Origin of the sequence: Natrarchaeobius oligotrophus (assembly GCF_003841465.1) — an archaeon.
Classification (GTDB): Archaea; Halobacteriota; Halobacteria; order Halobacteriales; family Natrialbaceae; genus Natrarchaeobius; species Natrarchaeobius oligotrophus.
Map to the genome: position 1 here is coordinate 431,558 of NZ_REFZ01000001.1, position 14,588 is coordinate 446,145.

The 14,588-nt window shown below is 65.0% G+C and carries 18 protein-coding genes and 1 pseudogene; 12 read left to right on the plus strand and 7 right to left on the minus strand.

Annotated elements, in window-relative coordinates; genetic code table 11:
• Window positions 1–28 precede the first annotated feature (28 nt).
• Both EA472_RS02145 and EA472_RS02150 read right to left on the minus strand, forming a co-directional pair.
• Window positions 29–853, minus strand: a pseudogene (locus tag EA472_RS02145) (IS5 family transposase).
• Between the two features lie 107 nt (window positions 854–960).
• On the minus strand, window positions 961–1,317 hold the full coding sequence (locus EA472_RS02150; protein WP_124189860.1) for a hypothetical protein: 357 nt from the start codon (window positions 1,315–1,317) through the stop codon (window positions 961–963).
• 242 nt (window positions 1,318–1,559) lie between these two features.
• Between EA472_RS02150 and EA472_RS02155 the strand changes: the two genes are divergently transcribed.
• The 4 genes from EA472_RS02155 (at window position 1,560) to EA472_RS02170 (ending at window position 5,664) form a co-directional block, all read left to right on the plus strand.
• Window positions 1,560–2,237: a hypothetical protein gene (locus EA472_RS02155; protein WP_124189861.1), complete on the plus strand. Its 678-nt coding sequence runs from the start codon at window positions 1,560–1,562 to the stop codon at window positions 2,235–2,237.
• 299 nt (window positions 2,238–2,536) lie between these two features.
• Window positions 2,537–4,294 (plus strand): pyruvate kinase, encoded by a 1,758-nt coding sequence (gene pyk, locus EA472_RS02160; RefSeq protein ID WP_124189862.1) that lies wholly within the window; start codon window positions 2,537–2,539, stop codon window positions 4,292–4,294.
• 53 nt (window positions 4,295–4,347) lie between these two features.
• A complete protein-coding gene (locus EA472_RS02165) occupies window positions 4,348–4,875 on the plus strand; it encodes a DUF7312 domain-containing protein (protein WP_124189863.1) in 528 nt (175 codons plus the stop codon).
• A gap of 99 nt (window positions 4,876–4,974) precedes the next feature.
• Window positions 4,975–5,664 carry a hypothetical protein gene (locus tag EA472_RS02170; protein ID WP_124189864.1) on the plus strand — a complete coding sequence of 230 codons (690 nt, stop codon included), beginning with the start codon at window positions 4,975–4,977 and terminating at the stop codon, window positions 5,662–5,664.
• A 24-nt stretch (window positions 5,665–5,688) separates the two neighbouring features.
• Here the strand turns inward: EA472_RS02170 and EA472_RS22875 are convergent, their stop codons facing one another.
• The gene (locus EA472_RS22875) at window positions 5,689–5,862 is read right to left on the minus strand and encodes a DUF892 family protein (protein WP_243637749.1); all 174 of its coding nucleotides are present in this window, start codon (window positions 5,860–5,862) and stop codon (window positions 5,689–5,691) included.
• 137 nt (window positions 5,863–5,999) lie between these two features.
• Between EA472_RS22875 and EA472_RS02180 the strand changes: the two genes are divergently transcribed.
• On the plus strand, window positions 6,000–6,803 hold the full coding sequence (locus EA472_RS02180) for a shikimate dehydrogenase (protein ID WP_124189992.1): 804 nt from the start codon (window positions 6,000–6,002) through the stop codon (window positions 6,801–6,803).
• A 138-nt stretch (window positions 6,804–6,941) separates the two neighbouring features.
• Entirely contained in the window at window positions 6,942–7,670 is a 729-nt protein-coding gene (locus tag EA472_RS02185) for a helix-hairpin-helix domain-containing protein (protein WP_124189866.1), read from the plus strand.
• A 39-nt stretch (window positions 7,671–7,709) separates the two neighbouring features.
• Here EA472_RS02185 and EA472_RS02190 read toward each other — a convergent pair whose 3' ends face one another.
• Window positions 7,710–7,976: an HAH_0734 family protein gene (locus EA472_RS02190; protein ID WP_124189867.1), complete on the minus strand. Its 267-nt coding sequence runs from the start codon at window positions 7,974–7,976 to the stop codon at window positions 7,710–7,712.
• A 268-nt stretch (window positions 7,977–8,244) separates the two neighbouring features.
• Here EA472_RS02190 and EA472_RS02195 point away from each other — a divergent pair, with 268 nt between their 5' ends.
• From EA472_RS02195 to EA472_RS02215, 5 genes are read left to right on the plus strand one after another with little or no spacing between them, the layout of a single operon-like run.
• Complete coding sequence (locus tag EA472_RS02195) at window positions 8,245–8,526, plus strand: 50S ribosomal protein L44e (protein WP_124189868.1); 282 nt, start codon at window positions 8,245–8,247, stop codon at window positions 8,524–8,526.
• Window positions 8,527–8,531: 5 nt separating this feature from the next.
• Window positions 8,532–8,705 carry a 30S ribosomal protein S27e gene (locus EA472_RS02200; protein ID WP_117364935.1) on the plus strand — a complete coding sequence of 58 codons (174 nt, stop codon included), beginning with the start codon at window positions 8,532–8,534 and terminating at the stop codon, window positions 8,703–8,705.
• The gene (locus tag EA472_RS02205) at window positions 8,702–9,502 is read left to right on the plus strand and encodes a translation initiation factor IF-2 subunit alpha (RefSeq protein ID WP_124189869.1); all 801 of its coding nucleotides are present in this window, start codon (window positions 8,702–8,704) and stop codon (window positions 9,500–9,502) included. Before EA472_RS02200 ends, EA472_RS02205 begins: the two co-directional genes overlap by 4 nt.
• On the plus strand, window positions 9,499–9,678 hold the full coding sequence (locus EA472_RS02210) for an RNA-protein complex protein Nop10 (protein ID WP_124189870.1): 180 nt from the start codon (window positions 9,499–9,501) through the stop codon (window positions 9,676–9,678). Before EA472_RS02205 ends, EA472_RS02210 begins: the two co-directional genes overlap by 4 nt.
• A 6-nt stretch (window positions 9,679–9,684) precedes the next feature.
• Entirely contained in the window at window positions 9,685–10,455 is a 771-nt protein-coding gene (locus tag EA472_RS02215; protein ID WP_124189871.1) for a proteasome assembly chaperone family protein, read from the plus strand.
• Window positions 10,456–10,575: 120 nt separating this feature from the next.
• Here the strand turns inward: EA472_RS02215 and EA472_RS02220 are convergent, their stop codons facing one another.
• Window positions 10,576–11,355, minus strand: coding sequence for a DUF7839 domain-containing protein (locus EA472_RS02220; protein ID WP_124189872.1), 780 nt, complete (start codon window positions 11,353–11,355; stop codon window positions 10,576–10,578).
• Window positions 11,356–11,603: 248 nt separating this feature from the next.
• On the opposite strand from EA472_RS02220, the gene EA472_RS02225 reads away from it, so the two are divergent.
• A complete protein-coding gene (locus tag EA472_RS02225) occupies window positions 11,604–12,842 on the plus strand; it encodes a digeranylgeranylglycerophospholipid reductase (RefSeq protein ID WP_124189873.1) in 1,239 nt (412 codons plus the stop codon).
• A gap of 75 nt (window positions 12,843–12,917) precedes the next feature.
• Here EA472_RS02225 and EA472_RS02230 read toward each other — a convergent pair whose 3' ends face one another.
• Window positions 12,918–13,544, minus strand: a complete 627-nt coding sequence (locus EA472_RS02230) for a cysteine hydrolase family protein (protein ID WP_124189874.1) — start codon at window positions 13,542–13,544, stop codon at window positions 12,918–12,920.
• Window positions 13,545–13,838: 294 nt separating this feature from the next.
• Window positions 13,839–14,579 carry an SDR family NAD(P)-dependent oxidoreductase gene (locus EA472_RS02235; protein ID WP_124189875.1) on the minus strand — a complete coding sequence of 247 codons (741 nt, stop codon included), beginning with the start codon at window positions 14,577–14,579 and terminating at the stop codon, window positions 13,839–13,841.
• Window positions 14,580–14,588: the final 9 nt, after the last annotated feature.

Sequence of the window (14,588 nt, forward strand, 5' to 3'; positions counted from 1 at the left end):
ACTTTGTTGAATAGCAGCTGAATGGTAGTTAGAGTGGCTCACAGAGCGTTTCGATGTTGATGATGGCGAACATAAGGACGATCTCAGGGAACTGTCGATACCAGCCCAGCGCTCGCACGGCGTCGCCGAGCGAGCGCTTCGTAGTCGAGTAGGAAGTTTCGGCCATCCAGCGCTGAGAGTAGTCTTTTCCCCGAATAAGCGCGTTATGACCTACCGTAAGCGGTCTCGATCCGCGTTGTAAGATGAGCGGATCGACACCGAGGGCGTAGAACTCGTATTTCGTGATCCAGTTGTGGAAGGCTTTGTCCGCCGCTACAGACAGCAGGTCGTCCGCGTTTCGGCGGACGACCTGCGGCCCGGTCTTGGTATCGTGTTTCCACCGGGCTGAGATATGGACGTCAAGAACAGCGAGCGACTCTCTATCGGTTAATGTCGTCACTTTCAGTGTCTGTACGTTACTTCCAGACCGTTGGCGATAGTACGACGAAGCGGCGCGTCGGTCGAAGAACGTACTGTCAAGCGTTACATGGCCAGACTGCGAGTGTTGCTACGCTGAAACGCGCAGCAACGCCCGCCACACTCACATTTTCAGCCGATCAAACGACTTGTAGATCGTGTTGTAGTCCGGCAACTCGTCCCGTTCAAGGCCAAGTACGTCACGAATCTCAGCCATATACTTCAGCCGGTTCGGCGTTTCACGGTAGCTGTGACTCTCTTCGAGCCGAAAACAGTGCAGAACGACGTGCACCCAGCGGGCGAACCCGCCGCTGGCGGGCTCGCCCGCGTGCTTCCTCAACGCTTGTTTGACTAGGTCCCGACACTGCTCAACGAAGTCGAGGAGATCGATTTCCATGGACAGAGTCGAATTCCTCGACTTCACCCTTCTAACCCGCGATATCGGCTGATTCAATCGCTATTCAACAGAGCACTTGAACAGGTACCGTGTCAAGTAGTACCGGTTCACGGGCTACCGTCCGATCGAAGCGCGGCGATCCGTTTGCCGGTGGGCGTCGGTCCACCGTCTCCATATTTTTTGAACAGGATCGTCTCCACGCAGATCCACATCAGAGTGCCGATGATGCCCACAAACGCGAACGATGGTGCGATATCGGTCCCGGTCACCAATAGGGCAAGCATCACGGTCCCAACGCCGACGGTTACGATCCACCCCGCCATGACGACCATCCCTAAAGCCGTCCTCGAGACCGCAGCCGGAGCTTTACTGACATCGAAGAGTCCGATGGTGCCCACGATCACCATCGCGACAGCGAACGGTAACGTGACGGCGAACCCAGAACTGATGGCATTCCAAACCATGTAGTTGGGTTTGTCAATGGGAAAAATAAGCGTTTGCACCGTCCGATATTTATGAAGATGGTGCTATTGGTGTTAAATAATTGATATAGAGATCGTAGTTTCGGCCGTATCGTTTCGTTAGCCATAGTATATTGACATGGAACACAAGTATACACGATATAATGTAATTTGTCCACGATAACATTGACATAATTGGACTAAACGAAAAGGTTATATTTATGCTTATAAATGTATGATTTGCAATGGTTCAAGATAGATATGAACTCGTCAGCCGTCGAAGCGTATTTAAGACCGCAACACAGGCGCTCGTCGCCACCTCGATTTTCGCCACGGGTGCGAAGGCCACCGATTCAGAAACCGACGACGAGGTCTACGACGAATCGGTCGGGATTAGTTTGGATGAGGACAAGCTAGTCTACGACGAATCGAATGACCTCAGCCTAGAAACGCACGAGGAAACGGAGTCCGTCGATCTCGACGAAAGCGTCCGCTCAACCGTCGATGCACTGAACGAAGCACGCGAAGACGGAGAGGTCACCTTTGAGGAGCGCGATGGCGAAGTGTGGGTCGTCTCGGACGGCATGGAATCCGACGAGGCTAGTGTGTTGTGTGGGACGAACGACTACACAAGCGGTTCGACCTCGCGGGGCCCCTACCACGTGCTGAAGCTTGACGATGGGCTTTCACGGGACGTGGCCGCACTGATGGCCGCAGGTGCCGCAGCGGGGGTGATCGCGACGAAGATCTCCGCATCGATTGGAGCCGTCCCGGTAGCAGTCGTCTCCATGATCGCCGGTATCCTCTCCGGCCTCGGCGCACTGCTGATCCATGAGAATAACGATGGCTGTGGAGTCAAGATTCGCCACTACCCACACCTTCCAGAGGTACCTGGTGTCGGGATTACGTTCCGCCCACAGTAATCCGGGCGACGCCCCTCAGTTCGTTCCACCAGCTTGGTTCGGCCAGGATTTTCCACGTGTTCGTGATGGTGACGATTACTCAGAGACACAGTCCGAGGGACGTGTAAGACGGTGTTGACAGACAAGAGGGTGTGAGAAGCTACGACGGACCAACGGAAAACGATTGACGTGGCAACGGACGGGTCCCGGCGCTCGCGGTTGGCCGACGCCTCGGACGCGCTCGAGCGCCAGTAAAAAATTCGTACTCGATTTCGAGTAAGTCCTGTACCTTTTTGCCCGTGCTCGCGCTACCCCGAGCCATGAGAAAGGCGAAAATCGTCTGTACCCTCGGGCCGGCCTCGAGCGATCGGGACGCGATTCGGGAGCTGGCCGAGGCCGGGATGTCCGTCGCTCGGTTGAACGCGAGCCACGGAAGTCGTGAGGACCGGGCCGCCCTGATCGAGCGCGTCCGCGCGGTCGACGAGGATCGATCGGAACCCGTCGCGGTCATGCTCGATATGCAGGGCCCCGAGATTCGAACCGCACCGCTGGCGGAAGGGGAGACGGTTACGCTCGAGTCCGACGCCGAGATCGAATTCGTCGAGGGGGAGACGGCTACCCCCGAGAGGGTCGGTCTCTCGATGGCCATCGACGCCGTCTCGAGGGGGGACAGAATTCTCCTCGACGACGGCCTGATCGAGACGACCGTGCTCGAACGAGAGGGCGAGACGGTCCGGGCGCGCGTCGACACCGGCGGCGAACTGGGCGGTCGCAAGGGCGTGAACGTGCCCGGCGTCGACCTCGACCTCGACATCGTCACCGAAAAAGACCGCGCCGACCTCGAACTCGCCGCGGAGAAGTCGGTCGACTTCGTCGCCGCGAGCTTCGTGCGAGACGCCGAGGACGTCTACGAGGTCAGTGAAGTGCTCGAGGGATTCGGCGCGGAGATTCCGATCGTCTCGAAGATCGAACGCGCCGGCGCGGTGGACAACTTAGACGAGATCATCGAGGCCTCGGACGGGATCATGGTCGCCAGGGGTGACCTCGGCGTCGAGTGTCCGATGGAGGACGTCCCGATGATCCAAAAACGGATCATCCGCCGGTGTCGCGAGGCGGGGCTGCCCGTCATCACGGCGACGGAGATGCTGGACTCGATGGTCCACGCCCGCCGGCCGACGCGTGCGGAAGCCTCGGACGTCGCGAACGCCGTCCTCGACGGCACCGACGCGGTCATGCTCTCGGCCGAGACGGCGATCGGCGACCACCCCGCCGCGGTCGTCGACGCCATGGACAGCATCGTCCGCGAGGTCGAAGGGTCCGAGGAGTACGCCGAGTTGCTCGAACAACGAGTCCCCACCGCGGGCGAGGCGCGAACGGACGCGCTCGCGCGCTCGGCGCGGTTTCTGGCCCGCGACATCGACGCCGACGCGGTCGTCGCCGCGACGGAGTCCGGCTACACCGCGCTGAAGACGGCGAAGTATCGTCCCGGCGTTCCCGTCGTCGCCTCGACGCAGAGCCACCGCGTTCGACGGCGGCTCGCGCTCTCGTGGGGCGTGACGCCGCTGTACGCCGAAGTGTCCGACCAGGGAGCCGACGCCGTCGTCGAAAAGGCGGTCCAGGCGGCGCTCGACGCGGGCGTCGCCGAGAGCGGCGACACCGTCGTCGTCCTCTGTGGCATGATGACGGAACTCGAGGGGGCGAGCACGACGAACATGCTGAAAGTCCACGTCGCCGCGGAGGCGCTGACGACCGGACGGGTCGTCGTCGACGGTCGAGCGACCGGCCCTCTCACCCGGACCGAAACCGGCGACCTCGCCGACGTTCCCGACGGGGCGATCCTCGCGCTCCCGGCCGACTTCGACGAGGAGTTCGCGGGCGATCTGACGAAGATCGGCGGCATCGTCAACGCCCAGCGCGGCATGACCGGCTACCCGGCCCTGGTCGCGAGGGAGATGGACATCCCGATGATCAGCGGCGCGACCGTCGAGGACGCCGAAGACGGCGAGACGGTCACGCTCGACGCCGAACGCGGCGTCGTCTACGGCGGCGATACCGGCGGCCGAACCGACGGGGCCTGAACGGGGAGACGCACGACCGCGCTTTTTTGACGTCCCGTCCGCTACGGTCGAGTATGGCAGACGACGCGTCCGGCTCCGACCCCGATCCTTCGTCCCCGTCGGATCAGGACGAGCCGGACGGACGAACGGACGACTCGAGCGCTTCCGACGACGACGACTCCGAGTGGCAGTGGGGGACGACAGACGCAGCCGCGGCGTCGTCGGAGTCCGCGGATCGAAACGCGGGGGACTCGTCCCGGAGGAGTACCGACGCGAACGCCGATGCCGGCGACGCGCCTCGAGTCGCGAGCGGCGGAGACGACGCCGACGGGTCCGTGGACGCGACTGACCGAGGAACGACGGCCGCGGACTCCGACCCGGAGCGCGATCGCATCCCGCTCGACCTCTCTGGCGGACGGGACGGCCCCGAATCCGACGACGCTGACGAACCCGAAGCGGAGGAGGACGATCCGTACGCACCCGAACCGAGTTCGACTCCGATCGAAGCCGGCGATCCCTCCCTCGAGAACGCGCTGTTCGTCCTGCTGGGTGCGATCGCGATGATCCTCGTCGTGGTTCGCCTGCTTGCGATTCCGCTGTGAGCCGGGACCGACGTTCGGTCCGGGCGCTGACGCGCCGACGAACGCGTCGAACTAGTCGACACAGCTATACGTTTTCCGCGTGATACGTTCCGACGAGTCATGCACTCGGCCCAGGCGGTTCTCGACCGACGCGCCGACGGGACGCCGTTCGAGGAACTCGCCCGCGCGTTCCGCGAGTACGACCGCTGGACCGGGGACGATCCCCGCCTGCTCGTCGCCGAGGCCGCGGTCGCGACGACCGGCCGTCGGTTCGTCGACGGTATCGTCCCGGCCGTCTCCCGGTTTCGCGACGCGTTCGTGCGAACCGGCCGCCTCGCTACGCTTTCCGACCTCGCCGCGCTCGAACCCGACCATCAGGACCTGGTCGACGCCGTCGGGACGGGCCGGGCGCGTCACGTGCTGTGTGCGACCGCGACCGTCCTCTCGGAGCGGCCCGAAGCGGACGACCTCGAGGCGCTCCGGGGTTGGGCCGCCGAGGCCGACCAGTACGCCCACGACGAGGACCCGATCGGCTCGATCGCCGGCGTCGGCCCCTCGAGCTTCCAGTACCTCAGACAGCTCGCCGGGATCGACGCGGCGCGTCCCGACCCGACGCTCGCTCGGTTCGTCGACGCCGTCGACGCGGAACTCGAGTCGGCGGCGCTTTCGACGGCGACCGGCCGCCGGACGATCGTCTCCTGCGAGTGGCTGTCGCTCGTCTCGACGTACACCCCGCTCGAGATCGATCGGATCGCCTGGTGGGTTCGAACCGACGAGGAGGAACGCCGGGCCGTTCTCGACGTTCGGTGACCGCCGTCGCAGACGCCGCGAGCGCTAGATCTCTGTCAGCTCCTGGAGTTCGGCGAGACCGTTCTCGGCTTCGATCTTCGTCGTCTCGAGCAGTTCGACGACCTCCGGCGGGAGCTCCATCCGGTCGGCAAGCGCCAGCAGCGTCTCTAGTCTGGTGATCTCGATTCGCTCGATCGCGCGTCCGAGCTCCGCCTCCACGAGGTCGCACTCGAGGTGGACAGCTCTCGGAGTCGCCGGACGAAGAAGTCTCGATCGGACACCGGGACCGACGCCGATCACCGCGAAAGATGGCATCGATTATGGGGCTCCCGCGACGACTGGCGGACGACATGGCTATGGACGTCTTCGGGCTGCTCGGAAACCCGGTCGGTCACTCGCTGTCGCCGCCGATGCACGAGGCCGCCTACGACGAACTCGATCTCGAGGCGCGGTACGTCACGTTCGAACCCGCGGTCGACGACATCGAGGCGGCCATCGATGGCGCGGCGGCGCTCGGGATCGCCGGCGTGAACGTGACGATCCCGTTCAAACGGGACGTGCTCGAGGTCGTCGAACCGGACGACCTCGCGTCGCGGATCGGCGCGGTGAACACGATCGATTTCACGGGGGCGGGTGCGCCGACCGGGCACAACACCGACGCGGCCGGCGCGCTGCGTGCTCTGTCCGATCACGACGTGGCGGTCGACGGCGCGCGCGCGGTCGTCGTCGGCGCCGGCGGCGCCGGTCGGGCGATCTCGTTCGGGCTCGCGGACGCCGGCGCGACCGTCGAAATCGCAAACCGGACCGAGTCGACGGCACACGACCTCGCGTCCGAGGTCTCCGGTGCGACGGGGCACGGCCTCGAGGACCTCGAGACGCTGCTCGCCGACGCGGACGTGCTGGTGAACGCGACGAGCGTCGGGATGGAAGCGGACGCCACGCCGGTTCCGGCCGACGCGCTCCACGGCGACCTCGCGGTGATGGACGCGGTCTATCGCCCCCTCGAGACGCGGCTGCTCTCGGACGCCGCGAGCGCGGGCGCGACGACGGTCGACGGCGCGTGGATGTTGCTCTATCAGGGCGTCGAAGCGTTCGAACTGTGGACCGGTGAAACGGCTCCGGTGGCGGCGATGAACGACGCGCTCCGGTCGCGACTCTGATCGGCGAGGCCGCCGGGCGGACGGATCGATTCGACGACGAGCGAACGTCATCGACCCCGTGGCCCGGGAACTCGATTTCGGCTCGTACGCGTATCGTATTGGACGAATTTAAGTGCAGGAGACGAGTATATCGTCGCAATGGGAATCCTCCAAAAGCTGAAGTCGCTGCTGGGACTCGAGGATTCGAGTTCGCAACGGCGGGGGGCTCGAGAGGTCGGCGTCACCGTCGAGCGCGAGCGCTCGAGCGACGACGAGGCGTCGGAGCGCGTCCGCGATGCGCCGGCGTCCGCCCGTCTCGACGAGGACTCGAGCGAGCCCGACGAAACCGAAGACGGAGAGAGCGAACCCGACGCTGCGGCCGACGAGGAGCCGGCCGCGGCCGGAACCGAGGCGGCCGGCTCGACGGACTCGCTGGTCGATCCCGCAGAAGACCCCGACCGGGCCGCCGAACCGGCCGAAGCGACGGGTCCTGCGGAGACGGACGCCGCGCCGACGGAGGAAAAGACCGTCGACGAAGGGGCGGATCACGTCGACTCCGTCGAGGATGACGTCACCGGGGACGCCGACGCGGAGGACGTCCTCGAGGGCGCGGCCGAGTCGGACGACGGGGACGAATCGGACGACGAAGACGAATCGGATGACGACGACGAAGTCGACGAGACGGACGAATCCGAACCGGCGGACGGCGACGGGGAGCCGGTCAACTCGATCAAGGGCATCGGACCGGCCTACGCCGACCGGCTCGCGGACGCCGGCGTCGAGACCGTCGCAGACCTCGCGGGAGCCGACGCGGCGGAACTGGCCGAGCAAACGGACGTCTCGGAGAAGCGAATCCAGGGCTGGATCGACCGGGCCGAGGTCCGGTGATGGAACTCTCCGTTCGATGAAAACGGCGTCGTGACGGGTCTACACTGCCAGGTCGGCGTTCGCCCGAACGACGTCGACGTCGTCGGCGTCGACGTGATCGACGTCGAGGAAGTGCGGGACGTAGTTTCGTTTCTCGTAGTCTTCGTACTCGTCTTCGTCGCCGACGGTACACCACAGCTGGACCTCCTCGGGGCCGTGCCACTCCCCGTTTCGGTTGATGCCGAAACAGACCACTCGCTCCCCGTCGTACTCGATGATCGCCCCCGCGCGGATTCCGGGGTCCCCGTAGATGATGAGCTGTTTCATACGCGAGCGTTCTCGGGAGAGGGGATTAAACGCTTCGAAGGCGCACACGCGGGCTCGAGGTCCAACCCGTCCCCGCTCGAGTGCCGGGGCTCGTGACGACGAGCGAGTCGAGTTTGGATCGCAAGCGTCTCCAGTTGTCCTCGCTGGGACGGCGCTTCTCTCCGGCTACCGCGCGACTCGAGCGCCCGGCCCGGTTCGATCGTCGGTCCGACGGCGAACCAAACGGGTTTTAAACGGCGCTGTCTAAGCCCACCTCAAGTGAGATAACATGCAGATGCCACGCCGCTTCAACACGTACTGTCCGCACTGTCACGAACACCACGAACACGAGGTCGAGAAGGTCCGGACCGGCCGCTCCTCGGGTATGAAGTGGGACGCTCGTCGAACCCGACGGAACACGGCCGTCATCGGCAACGCCGGTCGTTTCTCGAAGGTGCCCGGCGGCGACAAGCCGACCAAGAAGACCGACCTCAAGTACCGCTGCAACGAGTGCGGCAAGGCCCACCTCCGAGAGGGATGGCGAACCGGTCGACTCGAGTTCCAGGAGTGATTTCCATGGCAGGAAACTTCTACAGCGTTCGCTGCGGTGACTGCGAGAACGAACAGACCGTCTTCGGCAAGGCCTCGACGGAGGTCGCCTGCGCCGTCTGCGGAACGACGCTCGCGCGACCGACCGGCGGCAAAGCCGAGATCGAACACGAGATCGTCGAGACAGTCGAATCACGATGAAATACAGCGGCTGGCCCAACCCCGGCGAACTCGTCGTCGGCAAGATCGACGAGATCGAGGACTTCGGCGTCTTCGTCGATCTCGAGGAGTACGAGGACAAACGCGGCCTCATCCACATTTCCGAAGTCGCGAGCGGCTGGATCAAGAACGTCCGCGACCACGTCCGCGAGGGCCAGATCGTCGTCTGCAAGGTTCTCGACGTCGACGAGGGCCACGAACAGATCGATCTCTCGCTCAAGGACGTCAACGACCACCAGCGCTCCGAGAAGATCCAGCAGTGGAAAAACGAACAGAAGGCCGATAACTGGATGGATCTGGCCGTCGGCGAGGGGATCGGCGACGAGGAGTACACCGCGATCGCAAACGAACTGATCGGCGCTCACGGGAGCCTCTACGAGGGGTTCAAGCAGGCCGCGATCCACGGCGAGGAGGCCCTCTCCGAGACCGACCTCTCGGGCGACGAGATCGACGCAATCGTCGAAACCGCCCGCGAGAACGTCTCCGTGCCGTACGTCAACGTTACCGGCTACGTCGATCTCGAGAACCCATCGCCGTCCGGCGTCGACGGCATCCGCGAGGCGCTCGAGGCCGGCGAAGGTAACGGCAGCGTCCCCGAGGAGGTCGACCTCGAGGTTAGCTACGTCGGCGCGCCGGAGTACCGCATCGAGGTGCAAGCGCCGAACTACAAGACCGCCGAGTCCCACCTCGAGGAAAGCGCCGACCGGGCGATCGCCGCCATCGAGGACCACGGGGGCACCGGCGAGTTCCACCGCGAGCGTCGAACCGACGACGAATGAAATCCGACATCCGGGTGTGTTCGGCGTGGCGCGAGCGACACGATCGCCCGGTGTATACGCTTTCTCGAACCTGTCCGGTCTGTGGCGACGAGGCCGAAAACAGCGCCCCGGCCCCGTTCGATCCGAACGATTCGTACGGCGAGTACCGACGCGCTCTTAAACGTCGCAGTCGCTGATACGGTATGGACGAACTCGAGATCGACGCGGTTGCCGAGGTCGACCTGGGCGACCCCGTCTTCGTCGAGGGATTACCGGGCGTCGGCCACGTCGGAAAGCTCGCCGTCGACCACCTGCTCGAGGAACTGGAGGGCGAGAGCACGCTCGTCCGTCGAATCTACTCGCGGGAGTTTCCGCCACAGGTGAGCATCGAGGACGGCGTCTCGGAGCTGACCTGCAGCGAAGTCTACGCCGTGACCGTGCCCGAGGGCCGGGATCTGCTTCTGTTGACGGGCGACCATCAGGCCCAGACCAACGAGGGCCACTACCTGCTGACCGACGCCTTCCTCGACGTCGCCGAGGAGTTCGGCGCGTCGGAGGTGTACGCCCTGGGTGGCGTCCCGACCGGGGAACTCATCGACGAGTACGCCGTCATCGGCGCGGTCAGCCACGAGTCGATGCTCGAGGGGCTCGAGGAGGCCGGCGTCGAGTTCCGCGAGGACGAACCCGCGGGCGGCATCGTCGGCGTCTCGGGACTCCTGCTCGGACTCGGCGAGCGCCGGGGCTTCGAGGCGGCCTGTCTGATGGGCGAGACCAGCGGCTACCTGGTCGATCCCAAAAGCGCCCGCGCCGTACTCGAGGTGCTCGAGGAGCGCCTCGACATCGATCTCGGCTACGAGTCGCTCGACGAACGCGCCGACGAGATGGAGGACGTCATCGGCAAGATCCAGGAGATGGAACAGCAACAACAGAGCATGGAGATGCCGACGGACGACGATCTGCGGTACATCGGCTGACGCGTTTTCGATCGTCTTTCCCGCCGACGTCGTCACCGAGTGAGCGGACGCCGTCGATCAGGTGGGACGGCGAGTGGAGAAATTACGAGGCGAAAACCCACGGCGATAGCCGCGGATAGCTCATCCCTCGAGCACTTCGTAGGAGACGTCGGCGTCGCGCAGCGCGTCGGTGACGTGGCCGACGGCGTCGGTCGTGACGACGGCGCTCACCTCGAGGCCGTGTTCGGCGGCGTCGGCGGCGACGTCTCCGACGGCGAACCTGAGGTCGGGTTCGACGTCCGCCTGGCGGCAGGCGACGACGGCCTCGACCCCGGTCGCGGCGACGAGATCGGCGTCGGCACAGACGGTACGGACGGTCTCGGTCTCGATCGCCCGGCTGCCGCCGGTTCGGACCGTCGGCACCTGGAGAACGGTGACGGTTCCCGGCTCGAGTTCCATGATCCCCTCGAAGCTGGTGACGCCGACGTCGGTTCCGGCCGCCGCGTCGGTCGTCGCGATTCCGGTTGCGGGTCCGTCGTCGCCGGGAGTGGCGTGTAACAGACCGTTTTCGACCGACAGCGAGACGGTCTCGCCTTCCTCGACGTCGTCGGTGGCGACGTAGGCGTCCTCGCTCATCGCGCCGAGAACGTCTCCGGTGACGTGGTCGGCGAACCGGCGGACGTCGTCGGCGGCGCGAAAGAGCCAGTCGACGCCCTCCCGGGTGACCCGGTAGCGCGACCGTCCCTCCTTCTCGACGAATCCCTCGTCGACGAGTTCGCGGATGTACTCGCTGACCGCCTGGCTCGTGACGCCGACCTCCTCGGCGATCTCCCCCTGGCTGACGGCGGGCTGGCGCTCCGCGATCTGGACCAGGATTCGAAATCGCGTGGCGGCCCGCTTGTTGTCGAGGACGTCGACCATGTGGATGTCTTTTCTCGACGACGGCAAAAAGGTACCCGGTCGGTCTCCGTCTCGCGCCCGCGGACGGAGAGCGCACAAAGAGCCAAGGGGCGCACGCACGTCCGTACGAGTACCACGCGGCTGGCGAATCGATTCGGTTCGACGGATCGAGAGCCGGTGGGAGACGCACATGACCGATAATAATAGACGCGACGAACTCACGACGACGACTGAACAAACTCATTAGGGTTCGATACAGTCTCGAGTGCATGAACGACCGCTACGACGTGGTGATCGCCGGTGCCGGTCCGGCAGGTGCCCAGTGCGCGCGCGACCTCGCCGCCAGAGGGTACGACGTCGTCGTCCTGGAGACGGAGTCCGAAGACGAGTTCCCGCGACAGAGCAACAAATCGACCGCAGGGACGTTCCCGTCGATGATGGCTTCGTTCGGAATTCCCGACGACGTCGTCATGCAATACACCGACAGCGTCGTCCTCGAGTCGCCGACCGACTACTACGTGCGCGAACAGCCCGGCGCGGTCCTCGAGTTCGCGGACTTCAAACGGTTTCTGGTCGCTGACGGGACGGAAGACGGCGCCGAGTACCGCTTCGACGCGCGCGTAACAGCGCCGATCACGGAGAGCGGCGAGATCGTCGGCGTCAGATACAACGGCGACGAGGAGGTCTACGGAGAGATCGTCGTCGACGCGACGGGGCCGGCGGCACCGCTGGCGAAGAAACTCGACGTCGTCGATCTCAAACGCGAGAACCACGCGATCGGAATCGAGTACGAGTTCGAAGGGATCGACGTCGATCGCCCGGGTTTCGCGGACCTCCACGACGCGATGATGCTCCGGCTCGATCACGCTATCGCGCCCGGGGGCTACTCGTGGATCTTCCACACCGGCGAGGACACCGCCAAGGTAGGACTCTGTTACATCCAGAACGACGTCCACCAGCGCTACGCCCGCGAGAGTTTCACCATCGACGACTACCTCGACCACTGGCTCGAGACCGACCCCCGGTTTCGGAACGCCGAGCGGCTCGAGGGGAAACAACACCGCGGCTCGGCGCACATTCAGCCGCCAGGGAAGATGCACACCGACCGGTTCATGGCCATCGGCGATACGGTTCCGACGGTCGATCCGCTCTGGGGCGAGGGGATCAACAAGTGCATGCAGTCGGGACGGATGGCGGCCGCCGCGGCCGACAGCTGCCTGAAACACGGCGACCTCGAGCCGACCGCGGAGAACCTCGAGGTGTACGAGACGCTCTGGCACCGCGAGGTCGCCCCGAACGTCCGAACGCGGCTGTGGATGACGAAACTCCTCTACTTCGCCGAGAACGACCGCTACGACGAGCTCATGCGGGATCTGAACGACTTCGACGACCGGACGCTCGCGAGGGCGAACCGCGGAAGCCTCGCGGCCATCGCGAAGCTGCTCAAACCGGGCGACGTCCCCATGCTGGGCAGGCTGGCCGCTCACGAGTTCGGAATCGGTCGGTAGTCGGCCGCGGCGTCCGCGCTCGGCGGCCCGTTCGGTCACGCGCCGGTGAGTTCGCCCCCTCGGATGCGCGGTCGGTCAGTCCTCTCGGATGCACAGTAGTTCAGCCGCCCGAACGATCGTCGCGAACTCGCCTTCGAGGTGGGCCAGCGCGCTTCGGTGTACCGTCTCCGCGTCGAACGTGTTTCCGTCGTACGTCCGTTCGAACGTCGCGGTGGCGTCCGCGACGACGATCACGTCGAACCCGCGATTCTCTCCCATCCGCGCGGTCGTCGAGACGCAGTGATCGGTCGTCAGCCCCACGAGCACGAGCGTCTCGAGTTCGCGCTCGCGCAGCCACGGCTCGAGGTCGGTGTCGACGAACGCGCCGTTGACCGCCTTGACGAACGTCGGCTCGTCCTCGCGGGGAGCAAGCTCCGATTTGAACGCGACGCCGGGTCCATCCGGGTGTAGCGGCGACTCCGGTTCGGTGGACTCGTGGCGGACGTGGATCACGGGGCGGTCGGTTTCGCGCCACCGCGCGAGCAGCGTCGCCGCCCGCCGTTCGGCGTCCGGGTTGTTTCGCACGCCCCAGGACGGATCGTCGAACCCCTGCTGGAAGTCGATCGAAAGCAAGACGGCGTTCTCGAGCGACCGTCCGTCGGCGAAGTCGATCGATCGGTCGTGGTCGGTGGGAGTCGATCGGCTCCGGTCAGCGTTCGTCATGGGAACCGAACCGTGGCGACCGTCTCGTCTCGAGCGCGCGTGATCCACCGGCTCGGCGAACGCTGGCCGGTCGGTGGCAACGGAGTTTCGGGCTCGTTCATTACGATCGTGTCGATATTCTACCAATGAACATCCAGCAGTTATATAAATTTCTCACCTCGACGTCGCGACCGGACGTGCGCTCGAGTGGGAATCGGTGGCGGTCCAGTCGACGCGCGGACGAACTGCCTCCATCAGTTCCCCGCGAACGCGATCAGCCGGCGTTCCGCCGGTACGACGGAACAGCGGACCGTATCAGACGTCTTCGGGGAGCCAGCCGCCGTCGACCTCGACGTTCTCGCCGCTGACGTACTCGTTGTCCGGATCGAGGAAGAAATACAGCGGGCGGACCAAATCCTCGAACTGCGCGGGTCGTCCGCGCGGTAACGTCTCGGGAAACTCCGCCGAGTTCTCGACGACGTACGGCGAGATCGCGTTCACGGTAATGCCGTCGTCGCGCGTGTCCGCCGCGAGCATCCGCGTGAACATCAACACGCCCGCTTTCGCGACGAAGTACGGGAAGTTCTTCGGATTCACGAGCCCTCGATCGGCCGAGGCGTAACCGACGTTGACGATCCGGCCGTCGCCGGCCTCGCGCATCGCGGGCACCGCTCGTTTCGAGCAGAGGTAGGTACCGTTGAGGTTGGTCTCGAGCACCCGGTTCCACCGCTCGAACGACAGTTCCTCCCAGTGGATCGGCGCGAAGTCGCCGACGTTGTTGACGAGGACGTCGACTGTTCCCAGCTCGGCCTCGACCGTCGCGAAGATGCCGTCGACGCTCTCCGGGTCGGTGACGTCCCCCTGGACCGTCGTGGCGTCGCTCGCGCCGCGTTCGCGGGCCTCGTCGGCGACCTCGCGGGCCTCGTCGGCGCTCGTGTGGTAGTGGACGGCCGTCTTCGCGCCGCAGTCGGCCGTCGCCAGCAACAGTTCGCGACCGACGCCGCCGGCGCTGCCCGTGACGAGCACCGTCCGTCCCTCGAGATCGGGTTCGCGCATACGTCCTTC

Coding starts and splice junctions, on each gene's coding strand:
- EA472_RS02150 (WP_124189860.1), bottom strand. CDS start 1,317: ATGGTTTGGAATGCCATCAGTTCTGGGTTCGCCGTCACGTTACCGTTC.
- EA472_RS02235 (WP_124189875.1), bottom strand. CDS start 14,579: ATGCGCGAACCCGATCTCGAGGGACGGACGGTGCTCGTCACGGGCAGC.
- EA472_RS02220 (WP_124189872.1), bottom strand. CDS start 11,355: ATGGTCGACGTCCTCGACAACAAGCGGGCCGCCACGCGATTTCGAATC.
- EA472_RS02155 (WP_124189861.1), top strand. CDS start 1,560: ATGGTTCAAGATAGATATGAACTCGTCAGCCGTCGAAGCGTATTTAAG.
- EA472_RS02225 (WP_124189873.1), top strand. CDS start 11,604: ATGAACGACCGCTACGACGTGGTGATCGCCGGTGCCGGTCCGGCAGGT.
- EA472_RS02195 (WP_124189868.1), top strand. CDS start 8,245: ATGCAGATGCCACGCCGCTTCAACACGTACTGTCCGCACTGTCACGAA.
- EA472_RS02170 (WP_124189864.1), top strand. CDS start 4,975: ATGCACTCGGCCCAGGCGGTTCTCGACCGACGCGCCGACGGGACGCCG.
- EA472_RS02215 (WP_124189871.1), top strand. CDS start 9,685: ATGGACGAACTCGAGATCGACGCGGTTGCCGAGGTCGACCTGGGCGAC.
- EA472_RS02200 (WP_117364935.1), top strand. CDS start 8,532: ATGGCAGGAAACTTCTACAGCGTTCGCTGCGGTGACTGCGAGAACGAA.
- pyk (WP_124189862.1), top strand. CDS start 2,537: ATGAGAAAGGCGAAAATCGTCTGTACCCTCGGGCCGGCCTCGAGCGAT.
- EA472_RS02185 (WP_124189866.1), top strand. CDS start 6,942: ATGGGAATCCTCCAAAAGCTGAAGTCGCTGCTGGGACTCGAGGATTCG.
- EA472_RS02230 (WP_124189874.1), bottom strand. CDS start 13,544: ATGACGAACGCTGACCGGAGCCGATCGACTCCCACCGACCACGACCGA.
- EA472_RS02190 (WP_124189867.1), bottom strand. CDS start 7,976: ATGAAACAGCTCATCATCTACGGGGACCCCGGAATCCGCGCGGGGGCG.
- EA472_RS02205 (WP_124189869.1), top strand. CDS start 8,702: ATGAAATACAGCGGCTGGCCCAACCCCGGCGAACTCGTCGTCGGCAAG.
- EA472_RS02165 (WP_124189863.1), top strand. CDS start 4,348: ATGGCAGACGACGCGTCCGGCTCCGACCCCGATCCTTCGTCCCCGTCG.
- EA472_RS02180 (WP_124189992.1), top strand. CDS start 6,000: ATGGACGTCTTCGGGCTGCTCGGAAACCCGGTCGGTCACTCGCTGTCG.
- EA472_RS02210 (WP_124189870.1), top strand. CDS start 9,499: ATGAAATCCGACATCCGGGTGTGTTCGGCGTGGCGCGAGCGACACGAT.